Annotated in this window: 13 protein-coding genes and 1 pseudogene; 1 reads left to right on the top strand and 13 read right to left on the bottom strand. The window is 73.0% G+C overall.

The features are described from left to right. Positions 1 to 73 precede the first annotated feature (73 nt). Entirely contained in the window at positions 74 to 592 is a 519-nt protein-coding gene (locus ACIA5C_RS08870; protein ID WP_396052739.1) for a GNAT family N-acetyltransferase, read from the top strand. On the opposite strand, the pseudogene ACIA5C_RS08865 reads toward ACIA5C_RS08870, so the two are convergent. From ACIA5C_RS08865 to ACIA5C_RS08805, 13 genes and pseudogenes are all read right to left on the bottom strand, one after another. Next, positions 578 to 1,721, bottom strand: a pseudogene (locus tag ACIA5C_RS08865) (RNA polymerase sigma factor). The gene ACIA5C_RS08870 and the pseudogene ACIA5C_RS08865 sit on opposite strands and share 15 nt — an antisense overlap. After that, positions 1,718 to 2,125 carry a YciI family protein gene (locus ACIA5C_RS08860; RefSeq protein WP_396052737.1) on the bottom strand — a complete coding sequence of 136 codons (408 nt, stop codon included), beginning with the start codon at positions 2,123 to 2,125 and terminating at the stop codon, positions 1,718 to 1,720. Before ACIA5C_RS08860 ends, ACIA5C_RS08865 begins: the two are co-directional and overlap by 4 nt. Positions 2,126 to 2,149: 24 nt before the next feature. Further along, positions 2,150 to 3,640 (bottom strand): aldehyde dehydrogenase (NADP(+)), encoded by a 1,491-nt coding sequence (locus ACIA5C_RS08855; RefSeq protein WP_396052736.1) that lies wholly within the window; start codon positions 3,638 to 3,640, stop codon positions 2,150 to 2,152. Beyond that, on the bottom strand, positions 3,637 to 4,581 hold the full coding sequence (locus ACIA5C_RS08850; RefSeq protein WP_396052735.1) for an MBL fold metallo-hydrolase: 945 nt from the start codon (positions 4,579 to 4,581) through the stop codon (positions 3,637 to 3,639). Before ACIA5C_RS08850 ends, ACIA5C_RS08855 begins: the two co-directional genes overlap by 4 nt. Continuing rightward, on the bottom strand, positions 4,578 to 5,429 hold the full coding sequence (locus ACIA5C_RS08845; protein ID WP_396052733.1) for a fumarylacetoacetate hydrolase family protein: 852 nt from the start codon (positions 5,427 to 5,429) through the stop codon (positions 4,578 to 4,580). The genes ACIA5C_RS08850 and ACIA5C_RS08845 overlap by 4 nt, the downstream gene beginning before the upstream one ends. Positions 5,430 to 5,432: 3 nt before the next feature. Then, complete coding sequence (locus tag ACIA5C_RS08840) at positions 5,433 to 6,197, bottom strand: enoyl-CoA hydratase/isomerase family protein (RefSeq protein WP_396052732.1); 765 nt, start codon at positions 6,195 to 6,197, stop codon at positions 5,433 to 5,435. Next, complete coding sequence (locus ACIA5C_RS08835; RefSeq protein WP_396052730.1) at positions 6,194 to 7,156, bottom strand: hypothetical protein; 963 nt, start codon at positions 7,154 to 7,156, stop codon at positions 6,194 to 6,196. The genes ACIA5C_RS08840 and ACIA5C_RS08835 overlap by 4 nt, the downstream gene beginning before the upstream one ends. Continuing rightward, positions 7,144 to 8,337 (bottom strand): CaiB/BaiF CoA transferase family protein, encoded by a 1,194-nt coding sequence (locus ACIA5C_RS08830; RefSeq protein WP_396052728.1) that lies wholly within the window; start codon positions 8,335 to 8,337, stop codon positions 7,144 to 7,146. Before ACIA5C_RS08830 ends, ACIA5C_RS08835 begins: the two co-directional genes overlap by 13 nt. Then, on the bottom strand, positions 8,334 to 9,053 hold the full coding sequence (locus ACIA5C_RS08825; RefSeq protein ID WP_396052726.1) for an SDR family NAD(P)-dependent oxidoreductase: 720 nt from the start codon (positions 9,051 to 9,053) through the stop codon (positions 8,334 to 8,336). The genes ACIA5C_RS08830 and ACIA5C_RS08825 overlap by 4 nt, the downstream gene beginning before the upstream one ends. 8 nt (positions 9,054 to 9,061) lie before the next feature. After that, positions 9,062 to 10,333: a nickel-dependent lactate racemase gene (larA, locus tag ACIA5C_RS08820; RefSeq protein WP_396052725.1), complete on the bottom strand. Its 1,272-nt coding sequence runs from the start codon at positions 10,331 to 10,333 to the stop codon at positions 9,062 to 9,064. Next, complete coding sequence (locus ACIA5C_RS08815; RefSeq protein ID WP_396052723.1) at positions 10,326 to 11,273, bottom strand: aldo/keto reductase; 948 nt, start codon at positions 11,271 to 11,273, stop codon at positions 10,326 to 10,328. Before ACIA5C_RS08815 ends, larA begins: the two co-directional genes overlap by 8 nt. Next, the gene (locus ACIA5C_RS08810; protein ID WP_396052721.1) at positions 11,273 to 13,165 is read right to left on the bottom strand and encodes a hypothetical protein; all 1,893 of its coding nucleotides are present in this window, start codon (positions 13,163 to 13,165) and stop codon (positions 11,273 to 11,275) included. The genes ACIA5C_RS08815 and ACIA5C_RS08810 overlap by 1 nt, the downstream gene beginning before the upstream one ends. A gap of 17 nt (positions 13,166 to 13,182) precedes the next feature. Next, positions 13,183 to 14,049 (bottom strand): carbohydrate ABC transporter permease, encoded by an 867-nt coding sequence (locus tag ACIA5C_RS08805; protein WP_396052719.1) that lies wholly within the window; start codon positions 14,047 to 14,049, stop codon positions 13,183 to 13,185. Positions 14,050 to 14,051 lie beyond the last annotated feature (2 nt).

Raw genomic sequence — 14,051 nt, 5'->3', positions numbered from 1 at the left:
GATCCGCCGCCGGCAACGCGCCTGCCGAAGCAGCCGGCGACCGGCCTCAAGGTCAACTGATAGCGTCGGCCGCATGCCGGTCACCCGACTCGCCACGCCCGGCGACGCCTCCGCCGTGGCCGCGCTGCTCACCGAGTCCCGCGAGGCGTTCGCGCCCTGGGAACCCCTGCGCGACGACAACTTCTTCACCGCCGAGACGCAGCGGTCGCTGCTCGTCGACGCCCTCGCCGCCCACCGGCAGGACGCGACGGTGCCGCTGGTCATCGTCGACGGGTCCACGGTCGTCGGCCGGATCACCCTCAACGGCGTCACGCGAGGCGCCCTGCAGTCGGCCTCGCTCGGCTACTGGGTCGGCGTGCGGTTCCAGGCCCGCGGTTTCGCCACGGCCGCCGTCGCCGACGCGATCAGCCTCGCCTTCGGCGAGATGAAACTGCATCGGCTGCAGGCCGAGACGCTTCTGCACAATCTCGGGTCACAGCAGGCGTTGCTGCGCAACGGCTTCCGCCCGTACGGGGTGGCACCGTCCTATTTGAAGATCGCCGGCCGCTGGCAGGACTTCGTGCTGTTCCACCTGCTGTCAGACAACGAATAGCCGCACCCGGGCGGCCTCGCGGGTCAGGTGGTCGCGTTCGGGCACGCTGGTCGCGGCGTGCGCGGCCGCCGCGTACAGGCCGGCGGCGCGACCGAAGTCGCCGGCCTTCTCCCGCAGATAGGCCTCGACCGCCGTGCGGCGGGGGATCTCCGGGCCGACCTCGGCCAGCGCCCGGAGGCCCGCCTGCGGGCCGTCCGCCTCGCCGACCGCGACCGCCCGGTTGAGCCGCACGACCGGGGCTGCCGGTCAGGCGTAACAGTTCGTCGTACCACTCGACGATCTGCACCCAGTCGGTCTCGCCGGCGGCCGGGGCGTCGGCGTGCAGGGCGGCGATCGCCGCCTGGGCCTGGTATTCGCCCAGCCGGTCGCGGGCCAGCGCGGCCTGCAGGACGGCGACGCCGGAGGCGATCAGGCCGGTGTCCCAGCGGGTCCGGTCCTGCGAGGCCAGCGGGATCAGGCGGCCGCCCGGCCCGGTGCGCGACGCGCGCCGGGCGTGGTGCAGCAGCATGAGGGCCAGCAGCCCGGCGATCTCCGGATCGTCGGACAGGCCGGCCAGCTGACGGGTGAGGCGGATCGCCTCGGCGGCCAGGTCGACGTCGCCGCTGTAGCCCTCGTTGAAGACCAGATAGAGCACCCGCAGTACCGTCGGCAGGTCGCCGGGCTGGTCGAGCGGCAGCCCGGCGATGCGCCGCTTGGCCCGGCTGATCCGCTGCGCCATCGTCGCCTCGGGCACCAGGTAGGCCGCCGCGATCTGCCGGGTGGTCAGGCCGCCGACCGCGCGCAGGGTCAGGGCGACCGCCGAGTCGGCCGGCAGCGTCGGGTGCGCACACAGGAAGTACAGCCGCAGGGTGTCGTCGGTGGCCGGCACCGGGCCGGGAGCCGGCGAACGGTCGTACGCCACCTCGCGCCCGCGCCGCGCCGCCTCCGACCGGGCGGCATCGACGAACTTGTGCCACGCGGCGGTGATCAGCCAGCCCTGCGGATCGCGCGGCGGGTCGCACGGCCAGGTGTCCAGCGCCCGGATCAGGGCCTCCTGGACGGCGTCCTCGGCCGACGCGAAGTCCGCTCCGCGCCGCACGAGGACCCCGATCACCGCGGGCACCAGTTCCCGCAGGAGATCCTGGTTCATTCCGCCGTCGACGGCATCGACGTCAGGAACGGCCGGACCTCCAGCCACTCGTGGATGGGCCGGCCTCCGGCGCCGGGCGCGGCCGACAGCTCGCCGGCCAGCTCGACCGCCCGGTCCCAGGACTCCACGTCGATGATCGTCCAGCCGGCGATGAGGTCCTTGGTCTCGGCGAACGGCCCGTCGGTCACCGGGGGCCGGCCCTCGCCGTCCGACCGCACGAACGCGCCGCCGGGCGCCAGCGCCTGGTGGTCGACGAACTCGCCGGTCTCCTCCAGCCGCTTCGCGAAATCGGCCATGTACCGCACGTGCGCGTCGACCTCGGCCGGCGTCCACCGGTCCATCGGCGTCGCCTCCCCGCCCGGGGCCGGCGCACCCCGGTAGTGCTTCAGCAGCAGATATTTCACGGCTCTCCCTCGATGCTGGACTGCTCAGGGACGGCGTTGCGGAATGCCCCACGGGTTGGCCGCCTGCAGGGCCGGCGGCAGAAGTTCGTCCGGTACGGACTGGAAGCTGACCGGCCGCAGCCAGCGCCGGATCGACGTCGCCCCGACCGAGGTGTGCGCGGAGTTGGTGGTCGACGGCCACGGCCCGCCGTGGTTCATCGCGAAGGACACCGCCACGCCGGTCGGCCAGCCGTTGTAGACGACCCGGCCGGCCCGGTCACCGAGCACCTCGAGCAACTCCGGCAGGGGGAAGTCGTCGCCCGGCTCGGCGTGCACGGTCGCGGTCAGCGAGCCCTCGACCGCCCCGAGCGCGGCGAGCAGGTCGTCCGCGCCGGTGTATTCGACGATCAGCGCGGCCGGTCCGAAATGTTCGGCGGTCAGCCCGTCCGGATCGGCCCGGAGCGCCCCGGTCGTGGTCGTGAACAGCCGTGGCGACGCCCACGAGCCTTCCGACGGGGCCGGGGAGCCGGCCGCGGAAGCCACCACGCCCGGATGTGAGGCCAGGCCGGCCAGCCCGGTCTCGAACTGGTCGGCGATCCGGGCGTTGAGCAGCGGGCCCGGGGAGGCCGCGGCCACCGCCGTGGACAGGGCCGGGCCGAGCCCGTGCCCGGCGGGCAGGAACAGCAGGCCCGGCTTGGTGCAGAACTGCCCGGTGCCGAGCGTGAACGAGCCGACGAAACCGCTGACCAGTTCCTCGGCCCGGGCGGCGACCGCGGCCGGCGTGACGACGGCCGGGTTGATGCTGCCGAGTTCGCCGAAGAACGGGATCGGCTCGGGCCGGGAGTTGGCCACGCCGAGCAGGAACCGTCCGCCGCCGGTCGAACCGGTGAAGCCGCACGCCTTGACCCGCGGATCGCGCAGCGCCCGCACGCCCTGCTCGTCGCCGAAGACGATGCCGAACACACCGGGCGGAAGGCCGGCGTCGGCCGCCGCCCGGGAGGCCAGCGCGGCGGTGGCAGCGGACAGGGCCGGGTGCGAGCCGTGCGCCTTGACCAGCACCGGGGCGCCGGCGGCGAGGGCCGACGCGGTGTCCCCGCCGAGCACGCTGAACGCGAACGGGAAGTTGCTGGCCGCGTACACGAGGACCGGGCCGACCGGCTCGAGCCAGCGCCGCAGCGGCGGCCGGGGCGGGGTCGCGCCCGGATCAGCCTCCTCGATGATCGCTTCGAGGTAGTCGCCCTCGCTGACGACCCGGGCGAACAGCCGCAGCTGGGCGCTGGTCCGGGCGACCTCGCCGGTCAGCCGCGCCGAAGGCAGGCCGGACTCGGCCGTCGCGAGCGGGACCAGTTCTCCCGCGGCGGCGTCGAGACGGTCGGCGAGCAGGGTGAGGAAGTCCGCGCGTACCGAAGGAGGGGTTGACCGGAAGGCCGGGAACGCCGCGGCGGCGGCGTCCAGCAGCGACGGAAGGTCGGTGGTCTCCGCGATGCCGGCCCCGACCGGTTCGCCGGTCCGGGGGTCATATCCCTGGACGGTCATGAGTCACCTTTCGTGGTCCACAGCGGCGAGGCCGAACCCTGCCGCACGAGGTCGTCGAGGTGGGCCTTGGCGATCGACATGGTCTGCAGATTAATCCCGCCGAACGGTCCCAGCCGGGTGCCCAGCTCCCGGGCGAGTTCACCGAGCCGGACCAGCGGGTGCCGGGCAAGGTGGTCGGCGGCCAGTTCCTCGGCCAAGGAGAGGAACCGCAGGCTGTCGGCGATCCGCTCCTGCCCGGCGTCGACCGGGAGCGGGTCGCCGTGCGAGGGCAGCATCGTGGTGAAGTCGAGCGATGCCAGCCGCTGAAGCCCGGCCCGGTAGCGGCGGACGTCGTGGTAGAGCGGCGCCAGCCAGGTGTCGGTGTGCGCGATCGGCACGCCCGCGCCCTGCACGTCGTCGAAGGTGAACAGCAGCCCGCGCGACGTGTCGTGCAGGGCGATGTGGCCGGGCGAGTGCCCGCTGGTGCTGATGACGGTCAGCGCCCCCTCGGTCAGCTCGATCCGGTCGCCGTCGCGCAGCAGCCGCTGCACCCGCGGCCGCGCTCCGAGGAGCCCGAGCAGGTCGGCCCGTTCCGAAACGGAGAGCCGGTAGGCGTCCGGGTTGGCCTCCCACAGCTGGTCGATCAGCGCGTCGTTGTCCTCCAGCCACTGCGCCTCGGCGGCCGGCCCGGCGAACACCGGGTCGCTGATCGCGGCCAGTGCGGCGTTGCCGCCCATGTGGTCGGGATGCGCGTGCGAGTTGACCACCAGCGAGACGTCCTCGACGGCGAGGCCGGCCGCGGCCAGTTCGGGCCGCAGCGACGCGGACGGCGTCGCGGCGACGCCGCTGTCGAGCAGCACGATGCCGTCCGCCCCGGCGTACGCGTGCAGGTAGAGCGGCAGCCCGCAGAACTCGAGATATTCGGTCCGGATCTGGAACCAGCCGTCGGCGAGGCGCTTCACCGGGTGAGCGCCGCCGTGACGGGGTTGCTCAATACTCCGACCCCGTCGACGGTCACCGTGACCGTGTCGCCGGTCGTGAGGGTGAAGTCCAGGCCGGGCACCAGGCCGGTGCCGGTCGACAGCACGGCCCCATCCGGGAAATCCAACTGCCGGGTCAGGAACGAGACCAGGTCGTCGAACCGCCGGTGCAGCATCTTGGTCGAGGTCGACCCCTCCCAGACGCGGGCGCCGTCGCGGAGCACGGAAACGTCGATGACCAGCGCATAGGGGTCGGGGATCTCCCAGGACGGCCGGATGCCGGGGCCCAGCGCGCAGCACCCGGCGTACACCTTGGCCTGCGGCAGGTAGAGCGGGTTCTCGCCCTCGATCGACCGGGACGACACGTCGTCGCAGACCGTGTAGCCGACGATCTCCCCGCCCGCGTTGACCACCAGCGCCACCTCGGGCTCGGGCACGTCGATCTCGGAGTCGTCGCGGATGCCGATCGGATCGCCGGTGCCGGCGACCCGCCAGGCGACGCTCTTGAAGAACAGCTCGGGGCGTGGGGCGTCGTAGACCCGGGAGTAGACGTCGGCGACGACGCTCTCCTCCTGGCGGGCCTCGCTGGAGCGCTCGTAGGTCACCCCGGCGGCCCACACCTCGGTCCGCTCGTCGACCGGGGGCAGCAGCCGGATCTCCCGGTTCTCGACCAGGCCTTCGGCGGCCACCCGTTCGACCTCCGCCCGGAAGGCGTCGGCGGGCAGTCGCAGCAGCTCGGCCAGCGACACGTGCGGGAAACGCCGCACGGTGTCGCCGTCCTGGAGACCGACGAATGTTTCGTTGGCCACGGCATATCGGACAATCAGCACGTGTTAACGCCCTTCGAAGACGGGCGGGCGCTTCTCGGCGAAGGCCCGCCGGCCTTCGGCGGCGTCCCGCGTTCCCATGCAGATGGCTTGCATCTCCCGTTCGTACTGGATCGCCGCCTCGCGGCCCATCGTGCGGGCGGCGAGCAGGTTGGCCTTGGCCGATTGTGCCGCGATCGGGGGCCGCGCGGCGATGGTCTTCGCCACGTTCGCCGCGGCTTCCATCAGCTCGTCCGGCTCGACGACCCGGCTGACCAGCCCCATCCGGAACGCGGAGGACGCGTCCACCGGATCACCGGTGAGCAGCATCAGCGCCGCGTCGGAGGCCGGCACGGTGGCCGACAGCAGGGCCGAGACGCCCCCGCCGCCGATCCAGCCCAGCTTGATCTCGGCCGCCGCGAACGAGGCGGCCGACGAGGCGAGCCGGATGTCGGCCGACAGCGCCAGTTCCAGCCCGCCGCCGTAGGCGTACCCGTTGACCGCCGCGACGACCGGGATCCGCAGCGCCCGCAGCGCGTCGCAGTAGTCGCGCCGGTTACGGAACTCCCACGGGTCCGGGTAGGCGTCGACCTCGCCGATGTCGCTGCCGACGCTGAACGACCGGCCACCCGCGCCGGTGATCACCAGGACCCGCACGTCACGGTCGCCGCCGACCCGTTCGACCAGGGCGAGCAGGTCGGCACTCATCGCCCTGGTGACCGCGTTCAGCTTCGCCGGCCGGTTCAGGGTGATCGTGCCGACCCCGCCGGTGACCGAAAATTCGACTGTCATGACAGCTCCTCGATGCGGGCCAGGGCCTCCGGCGGACTGATCCGGCCGGTGACGCAGTCGCGGACGACGGCCGAGCCGGCGCTCTGCACCGCGATCCAGCCGTCGTAGCGGGGCCGGATCCGGGCGTGCGCCAGCGTCGTGTCGCCGGTCCAGAACGCGGCATGGGCGGGCTGGCCGCCGTGCCGCGGGACCAGGCCGGTCTGCACGGCCGGGTCGAGGAACGCCCGGATCCACGCCCGGACCTCGCCGAGGCGGCCGGCGGCGTGGGTGGTCACGGCGAGCCCGGTGCCGCCGAGCACGCTCAGCGGCCGGCCGCCGCCGGTCCAGGCGGGCGCGGCGGTCCAGGCCAGTCGCGGGTACGCGAGGTAGCCGTACACCAAGGGGCAGTAGGCGATGCGGCCGCCGGCGAGGGCGTCGTGGACCGCGATCGGGTTGCCGAGCGAGACCTCCTGGTCGACGTACGGCCACATCTCCTTGAGCAGCGCGAGCGCCTCGATCTCGTGGCCGGTGAGCGCGACCAGCGTCAGCATCGCGTGCGGGCCGCCCAGGCAGAGCGCGCTCGGCACGTCCCGCACGGTCCGCGCGACGTCGTGCCAGGTGGCGGGCGGCGTGGCGAGCCGGTCCGGCCGGTACGCGCCGACCTGGGTGGCGGCGTCGATCGGCAGCGCCCACTGGCGGCCGTCCATCCGGTAGCTCGCCCAGGTCGGCCCGGCGCTGGTCGCCGCGCAGGCTGCGAGGTCGTCCGGGGAGAGGACCTCGTCCAGCGGCAGCAGCGCGCCCCCGGTCAGCGCCGCGCCCAGCCCGGGATGGTCCAGGACCACCAGGTCGTAGCTCCCGGCCAGCTCGCGCAGCGGCCGCGCCTCGAAGTCCTCCAGCGGCTGGACGTCCCAGTCGACGCCGCCGCCGAACGCCCGCAGCGGCGCGTAGCCGCGCGGATGGTCCCAGGTCATTCCTCGCATGCCACCACACCGTCGTCGATGAGCCGCCGGATCTCCTCACGCCCGACCCCGAGACCGGCCAGCACCTCGGCGGTGTGCTCGCCGGTGGTCGGTGCCGGGCGTCCGACCGCGGGCGGGGTGGCGCTCATCCGGAAGGCGAACCCGGGCGTGGTCACTTCGCCCTCGGTCGGGTGCCGGTAGGTGACGAAGGAGCCGTTGTGGGCGACCTGCGGATCGGTGAGCACCTCGTCGTAGGAGTGGACCGGCCCGGCCCAGATGCCGCGGGCGTCCAGCACGGCCAGCCAGTGCTCGGTCGAGGCGGTGCGCAGGCGGGCGCCGACGACGGCCGAGATCTCGTCGCGACGCGCGAAGCCGTCCTTCTCCGCGTCCCACCGGGCGAGCTCCGGCGCCTGCAGCACCTCGGCGAGCACGGCCAGGTCGGCGAAGGCCAGCGAGAGGTAGCCGTCGGCGGTCGGATAGATCCCGTACGGGGCGCGGATGTAGCTGTGCGCGTGGATCTCGTGGCCGCGCCGCTGCCGGACCCCGCCGACGGTCCGCACGGTCAGTTCCTGCATCTGCATGGCGATCAGCGCGTCCAGCATGTTGACCTGCACCAGCTGGCCCTCGCCGGTGCGCTCCCGGTGCAGCAGCGCCGCCAGCACCCCCTCGAACGCCGAGTACGCGGTGATCGCGTCGGCCAGGAAGTACGGTGCGGCCTGCGGCGGGTCCTCGGCCCGCCCGGAGCTGTAGAGCGCACCGGCCATGCCCTGCAGCAGCAGGTCCTGTCCCGGCCGCTTGGCGTACGGGCCGGTCTCGCCGTAGCCGGAGATCGACGCGTAGACGATGTCCGGCTTGACCGCGGCGATGCTCGCGTAGTCGACGCCGAGCCGCTCGGCCACGCCCGGGCGGTAGTTCTGCAGGAACACGTCGGCGCTGTGCACCAGGCGGGTGAGCAGGTCCCGGCCGGCCGGATCCTTGAGGTTGACCGCGAGGCTGCGCTTGTTGCGGTTGAGCGACAGGAACGACGCGTTGACCCGGTTGCCGGTCGCGCCGCCGGCCGCGGTGTGCCGCTGCCACTCGCCGCTCGTCGGCTCGATCTTGATCACGTCGGCGCCCAGGTCGCCGAGGCGCATCGAGGCCAGCGGCCCGGCCATCGCGATCGACAGGTCGAGCACCCGGTAGCCGTCCAGGACGCCGGTCATGCCGCGGTCCAGCCCGCGTCGACCGGCAGCACCGCGCCGGTGATGAACGAGGCGTCGTCGCTGGCCAGGAACGCGATCGCGGCGGCCACCTCGTCCGGGCGGCCGATCCGCGGTATCGCGTGGTGGGCGGCGACCATCGCCTCGATCCCGCCGTTGGCGCCGGTGCTGACCTTGCCGCCGCGGATCAGCGGGGTGTCGATCAGGCCGGGGGCGACGCAGTTGGCCCGGATCCCGGCCGCGCCGTGGTCCAGGGCCATCGCCCGGGTCAGGTTCTCCACCCCGGACTTGGCCGCGCAGTAGGCCGACCGGCGGGTCTCGCCGACCGTCCCGATGGCCGACGACAGCGTCACGATCGCCCCGCCGCCGGCCGCCTCGAAGACCGGGATGGCGGCCCGGCACAGATAGAAGACGCCGTTGAGATCGACGTCGACGACCCGCCGCCACTGTTCGATGCCGGTGTTCGGGACGGTGTCGCACGTGTCGATGCCGGCCGCGCAGACGACCACGTCGAGCCGGCCGTGACGTTCCAGCACCGTCGCCACCGCCCGTTCCATCGAGTCCGGGTCGGTGACGTCGGCCTGGATGGAGGCGGCCGCGAGGTCGAGCGGGACGACCGTCGCGCCCTCGTCGGCCAGGCGGCGCACGGTCGCGAGCCCGATCCCGGAGGCCCCGCCGGTGACCAGTGCGACCCGGCCGGTGAATCGTTGCAACGACATAGGACCTCTCAGACGACGTACGGAATGGTTTGCGGCCCTTCGGGCAGCACGCAGATCCGGGCCTCGCGGCCCTCGGCCGCGACGGCCTCCGCGATGTCGGGAACCGCGTCGAGATGGGCGGTACGCAGGTCGGCCGCGGACAGCCCGCCGGTGTGGACCCCGACCCGGGCGTGGGTCAGGATGCGGGCCAGGATCTGCACCTGCCACTGGTCGGGCACCGTCGCCGGGCGGGCCTGGACGGCGGCCAGCAGCGCGGCCGGCGACGGCTCGGAGGCCAGCACCTCGCGGAACGACCCGTGGTCGGGGAAGCCGTCCTCGCAGGCCGCCGCGCAGATGATCAGCCCGCCCGGCCGGACGACGGTCGCGGCCGCCGACATGCCCTTGACCGCCTGATACAGGTTCTGGTCGAGCGGATAGCCGGCGTTGGTGGTGACCACGACGTCGAACCGCCCGGGCACCGGGCGCATCGAGATCTCCCGGACCTCGGCGCGGGCCGCCGCGTGCATCTGAAGGATGTCCCCGCCGAACGCGGCGATGACGTCCTGGTCGCGGTTGAGCACCACGTCGAAGCCGTAGTCGACGCCGGTCGCGGCGGCGATCGCGCGGACGTCGTCGTGCACCGGGTTGCCCTCGCAGACCCCCCAGGTGGCGCGGGCGTCACCGATCCGGCGGGCGTCGTGCAGGGTCAGCACGGTCTCCAGCGCGGCCAGGCCGGGCGCGACCAGCTTGGGGCCGCCGCTGAAACCGGCGAAGAAGTGCGGCTCGACGAAGCCGGTGGTGATCCGCACGTCGGCATCCAGCCAATGCCTGTTCAGCCACACCGGCACCCCGTCGCCGAAGGTGCCGCACCAGCGCAGCATCTCCGGGTCACGGCTGTCGTGGTTGACGATCCGCATCGATCCGGCCAGTTCGGCGCCGAGCATCGCGGTCAGCTCGGCGGGGGTGTTGGCGCGGTGGGTGCCGGTGGCGACCAGCAGCGTGAAGTCCGCCGGCCGGGCGATGCCGGACAGCTCGTCCAGCAGCGCGCGGACCATCGCCTCGCGAGGCTGCGGCCGGGTGGCGTCGCACAACGACACCGCGATCGTCTGCCCGGGCCGCACCCGCTCCCGCAGCGGCGGCCCGGCGACCGGCTTGCGCAGCGCGTCCCGCAGCACGGCCCGCGGGTCGGCCGCGGCGTCGTGCTGCACCGGCTCGATCACGGTGGTGCGATCGGCCGGAAGCGGAACCGGCAAACCCGTTCTCCCGTACGCGAGGTCGACGGTCACCGTTGTCTCAGGCATGCAGCGCCTCCCAGGTCTCGGCGGCGATGCCCGCGCGGTAGCGGGCGATCGTCGCGGTCACCTGCCCAGCGTCGCGCATTCCGCAGACCACGGCCGAGACCTGCGGGCTGCGCAGCGGGAACTGCAACGCGGCGGCGGGCAGCCGGGTGCCGTGCCGTTCGCAGACGTCGGCCAGTTCCTCCGCCCGCGCGCGCATCCCGGCCGACGCGGCCCCGTAGTCGAAATGCGCGTCCGGCGCCGGCCGGTCCCGGGCCAGCAGACCCGAGTTGTACGGGGCCGCGGCCACCACCTTCACGCCACGCCGAGCGCACTCCTCGAGCACCGGGGCCCCGCTGCGGTCGAGCAGCGTCCACCGGCCGGCCAGCATGACCACGTCCAGGTCGGTCTCCCGGACCATCCGCAGCGCGGCCGGCCAGTGGTTGATGCCGGCCCCGACCGCCCCGACGACCCCCTGCTCCCGCAACTCGACCAGCGCCGGGACGGCCTCGCGCACCGCGACGTCCAGATGGTCGTCCGGGTCATGGACGTAGGCAATGTTGACTGCATCAATGTTGATTCGGGTCAAGCTGTCGGCGAGGCTGCGCAGCACCGCGTCGCGCGAGAAGTCGAACCGCCGCACCAGGTCGTCCGGCACGTCGAAACCCCCGGCCGCCAGGTCCGATCCGGTCGGGGCCGGGTTCGGCTCCAGCAGCCGGCCCACCTTGGTCGACAGCACGTACTCGTCGCGGGGCCGGGACGCCAGGGCCGCACCGAGGCGCCGTTCGGACAGGCCGAGCCCGTAGTGCGGGGCGGTGTCGAAGTAGCGGATCCCGGCGTCCCAGGCCGCGTCGATCGCCGCCGCCGCGGTCTCGTCGGAGATGGCGCGGTAGAGGTTGCCCGACGACGCGCCGCCGAAGCCGAGCTCGGTGACCGCGGTCCCGGCGATGTCCCGGGTCCGCATCAGCCTGTCCACGGCGTACGGAAGGAGGGCGGCCGGACCCGGACCCGCAGGGCCGCGGTGACGGTGATCTGCGTGCCCGGCGGCAGAACCACGGTGATCCATGGACCGTCGCCGGTGAGCTCGGCGCGGGTCACCGGCACCTCGTGGCTGATGTACTCGTAGTGACCGCCGGTCCATCCGGGCGCGGCCACGTCGTACGCGACGGACCCGAAGTCGTGCTCGGCGAACGCGCCGGCCTGCACGATCACCCGGCGCGTCGCGGTGCCCGACAGGTTGACCAGGGTGCACACGGTGGCGTCCGGGTCGATGCCGCTGACCAGCGCGGCGACCTCCGGCGGGAGCCCGGGCCGGCGGGCGTCGGCGTCGTAGTGCCGCACCCGGGCCTGCGCGTGGCCCCCGTTGTAGACCACCTGCGGGCCGCCCCAGGTCAGCATCGTCAGGGCCTCGGTCACCACCGGGTTGACGTTCTGCCAGAGGTGGATGTCCTCCTCGGCGACCGGCTCGCCGGCGTGCTGCTCGAGCAGGGCCAGCCGGCGTCGCGCCTCGGCGTGCGCGGCGGCCAGGATCTTCTCCGGGAACCCGGGGTTACGGCCGGCCAGGTACTCGTACCAGGGCTCCTCGTGGCCGGCCTCCTCCTTGTCGCGGAACGGCCGCACCACCGACCAGTCGTAGCCGCTCGCCGCGCGCAGGGTCTCCAGGCGGTCCCGGTCACCCGGGTCGGAGGTGTGGTGCCAGAGGGCGACCGGAACCGAGGCCTGCACCGGGTTGTAGTCGAACCAGCCCCGGTCGCTGTGCCGGTAGGGAACCAGCAGCGTCTCCGACCCGGCGGCCGGGCCGAGGTGGGCGAGCCAGCGGCCGGGGATGCTGGAGTCGCTGTCGGTGAACGCCATCCGCCGGCCCTGGGCGATCAGCGTGTCCAGCAGCCGGCGCGGCAGCTGGAGGTAGCTGTCGTCGCCGTTGGCCAGGGCCGCCGCCATGGCACCGACCAGCACCGCCTGGCCGACACTGTAGGCGCCGTGCGGCCAGGTCCAGCCGTAGTGGCCGCCGTACCAGCGGCCGTCGAGCCGGCTGCCGATCTGACCGTCGGGCCCGACGTTGTCCGGGACCAGGCCGTCGTTGGCGTCGGCCCGTTTCATCCAGGCGCGCAGGTAGCCGGCCAGCCAGTCGGCGTACCGCTGCTCGCCGCTCGCCAGGTACGCGTTGAGCACCAGACCGCCGATGGCCAGGTTGCCGGCGGTGTCGCCGCGGCCGAGGCGCTGCTGCATCTCGGCGCCGAGGCGGGGGTCCTGTTCCGGCGTCGTCGCCTCGCTGACGGCCATCCAGTCGAGGGGATAGCCGTACTGGTCGGCCTCGCGTTGCAGCCAGGGGTAGCTGGGGGAGTCGGAAACCCCCTCGCGGGCGCCGCCGGACCCGTTGTGGGGCGCCTTGACGATCCGCAGTGCCGCGTCGTAGTTGCCGTGGGCCGGATCCACGTACAGGTCGGCGAAGCGCATCGCCCGCTCCTTGAACGCGGCCGGGTCGGCCATCGTCAGGCCGTAGAAGAACAGCAGGCTCTCGCCCTGGTGGAACCAGTCGTAGCCGATCTCGAACTCGTCGCGGTACATGCCGAGCCCGGTCAGCTGCGCGGCGACCGCCTGCCAGTGCCGGGCGCTCTGCTCCAGCAGGTCGTCGGCCCCGCCCAGCAGGTACAACCGGGGCCAGTTGAAGAACGCCTCCAGGAAGTCGTCGGCGCCGTCGCGGCTGCTGAGCCGCTCGTCGTACCGCAGCGAGCCGTCGGGGCGGGTGTACGCCTGCTGGAAGCGCCGCCATCCCTGATCGAGCAGTTCGAACAGCGACCGCTGGGCGAGCGCCCAGTACGGCGGTTCGAGGAGCGGAACGGTGGCTTCGATCATCGGTTCTCCTGGGGAGGTCATTCCTTCGTCCCTCCCGCGGTCAGCCCGGCCACGAGGTAGCGCTGGGCGAGAAGGAACACGACGAGGACCGGGGCGATGGAGACGAGCGTCGCGAGCACGAGCTCCGGCGGGGAGACCGCGGCGTTCGCGCCGACCACCGGGTTGAACGTGGGGGTGGAGGCGAGCATCTGGGTCAGGCCCACCTGCATCGGGTACTGGTCGCTGCCGGGCAGCATCACGTACGGCAGGAAGAAGTTGTTCCAGTTGCCCACGAAGCTGAAGAAGCCGACCAGCGCGACCACCGGGGTGGCCAGCGGCAGGGCGATCCTGGTGAAGGTGCGGAACTCGCCGCAGCCGTCGATCTTGGCGGCGGCCAGCAGGTCGGCCGGCACCGTGGTGGAGAAGTAGATGTAGGTCAGGTAGACGCCGAACGGGAAGAACGAGTACGGCAGCACCACCGACAGCGGCGTGTTGACCAGGTGCGCGGTGTTGATCTCCAGGAAGGTCGGCAGCACCAGCGACGCGGTCGGCATCAGCATCACGACCAGCGTGGTGATCAGCAGGAACCGCCGGCCGGCGAACTTCATCTTGGCCAGGGCGTAGCCGGCCGGGATGCTGACCAGCAGCGTGACGACCAGCGCCAGGGCCGCGTACAGCAGCGAGTTGCCGAGCCAGCGCTTGACCGCGCCGTCCTGGAAGGACATCAGCGCGCTGAAGTTGCGCCCCAGATCGCCGAACGAGCCGAACGAGTACGGGCTCGAGTTCAGCAGCGACGTGCTGTTCCTGGTCGAGGTCAGCAGCAGCCACAGGATCGGGATCAGGAAGAACAGCAGGAACAGTCCGAGCACTGCAACCATCGTTGTCTTGGAAAGAACGCGGATCATCC

Source organism: Actinoplanes sp. NPDC051343 (assembly GCF_044455125.1).
Classification (GTDB): domain Bacteria; phylum Actinomycetota; class Actinomycetes; order Mycobacteriales; family Micromonosporaceae; genus Actinoplanes.
The sequence above is the reverse complement of the archived record's forward strand: the minus strand, read 5'-3'. Positions and strand labels throughout refer to the sequence as shown.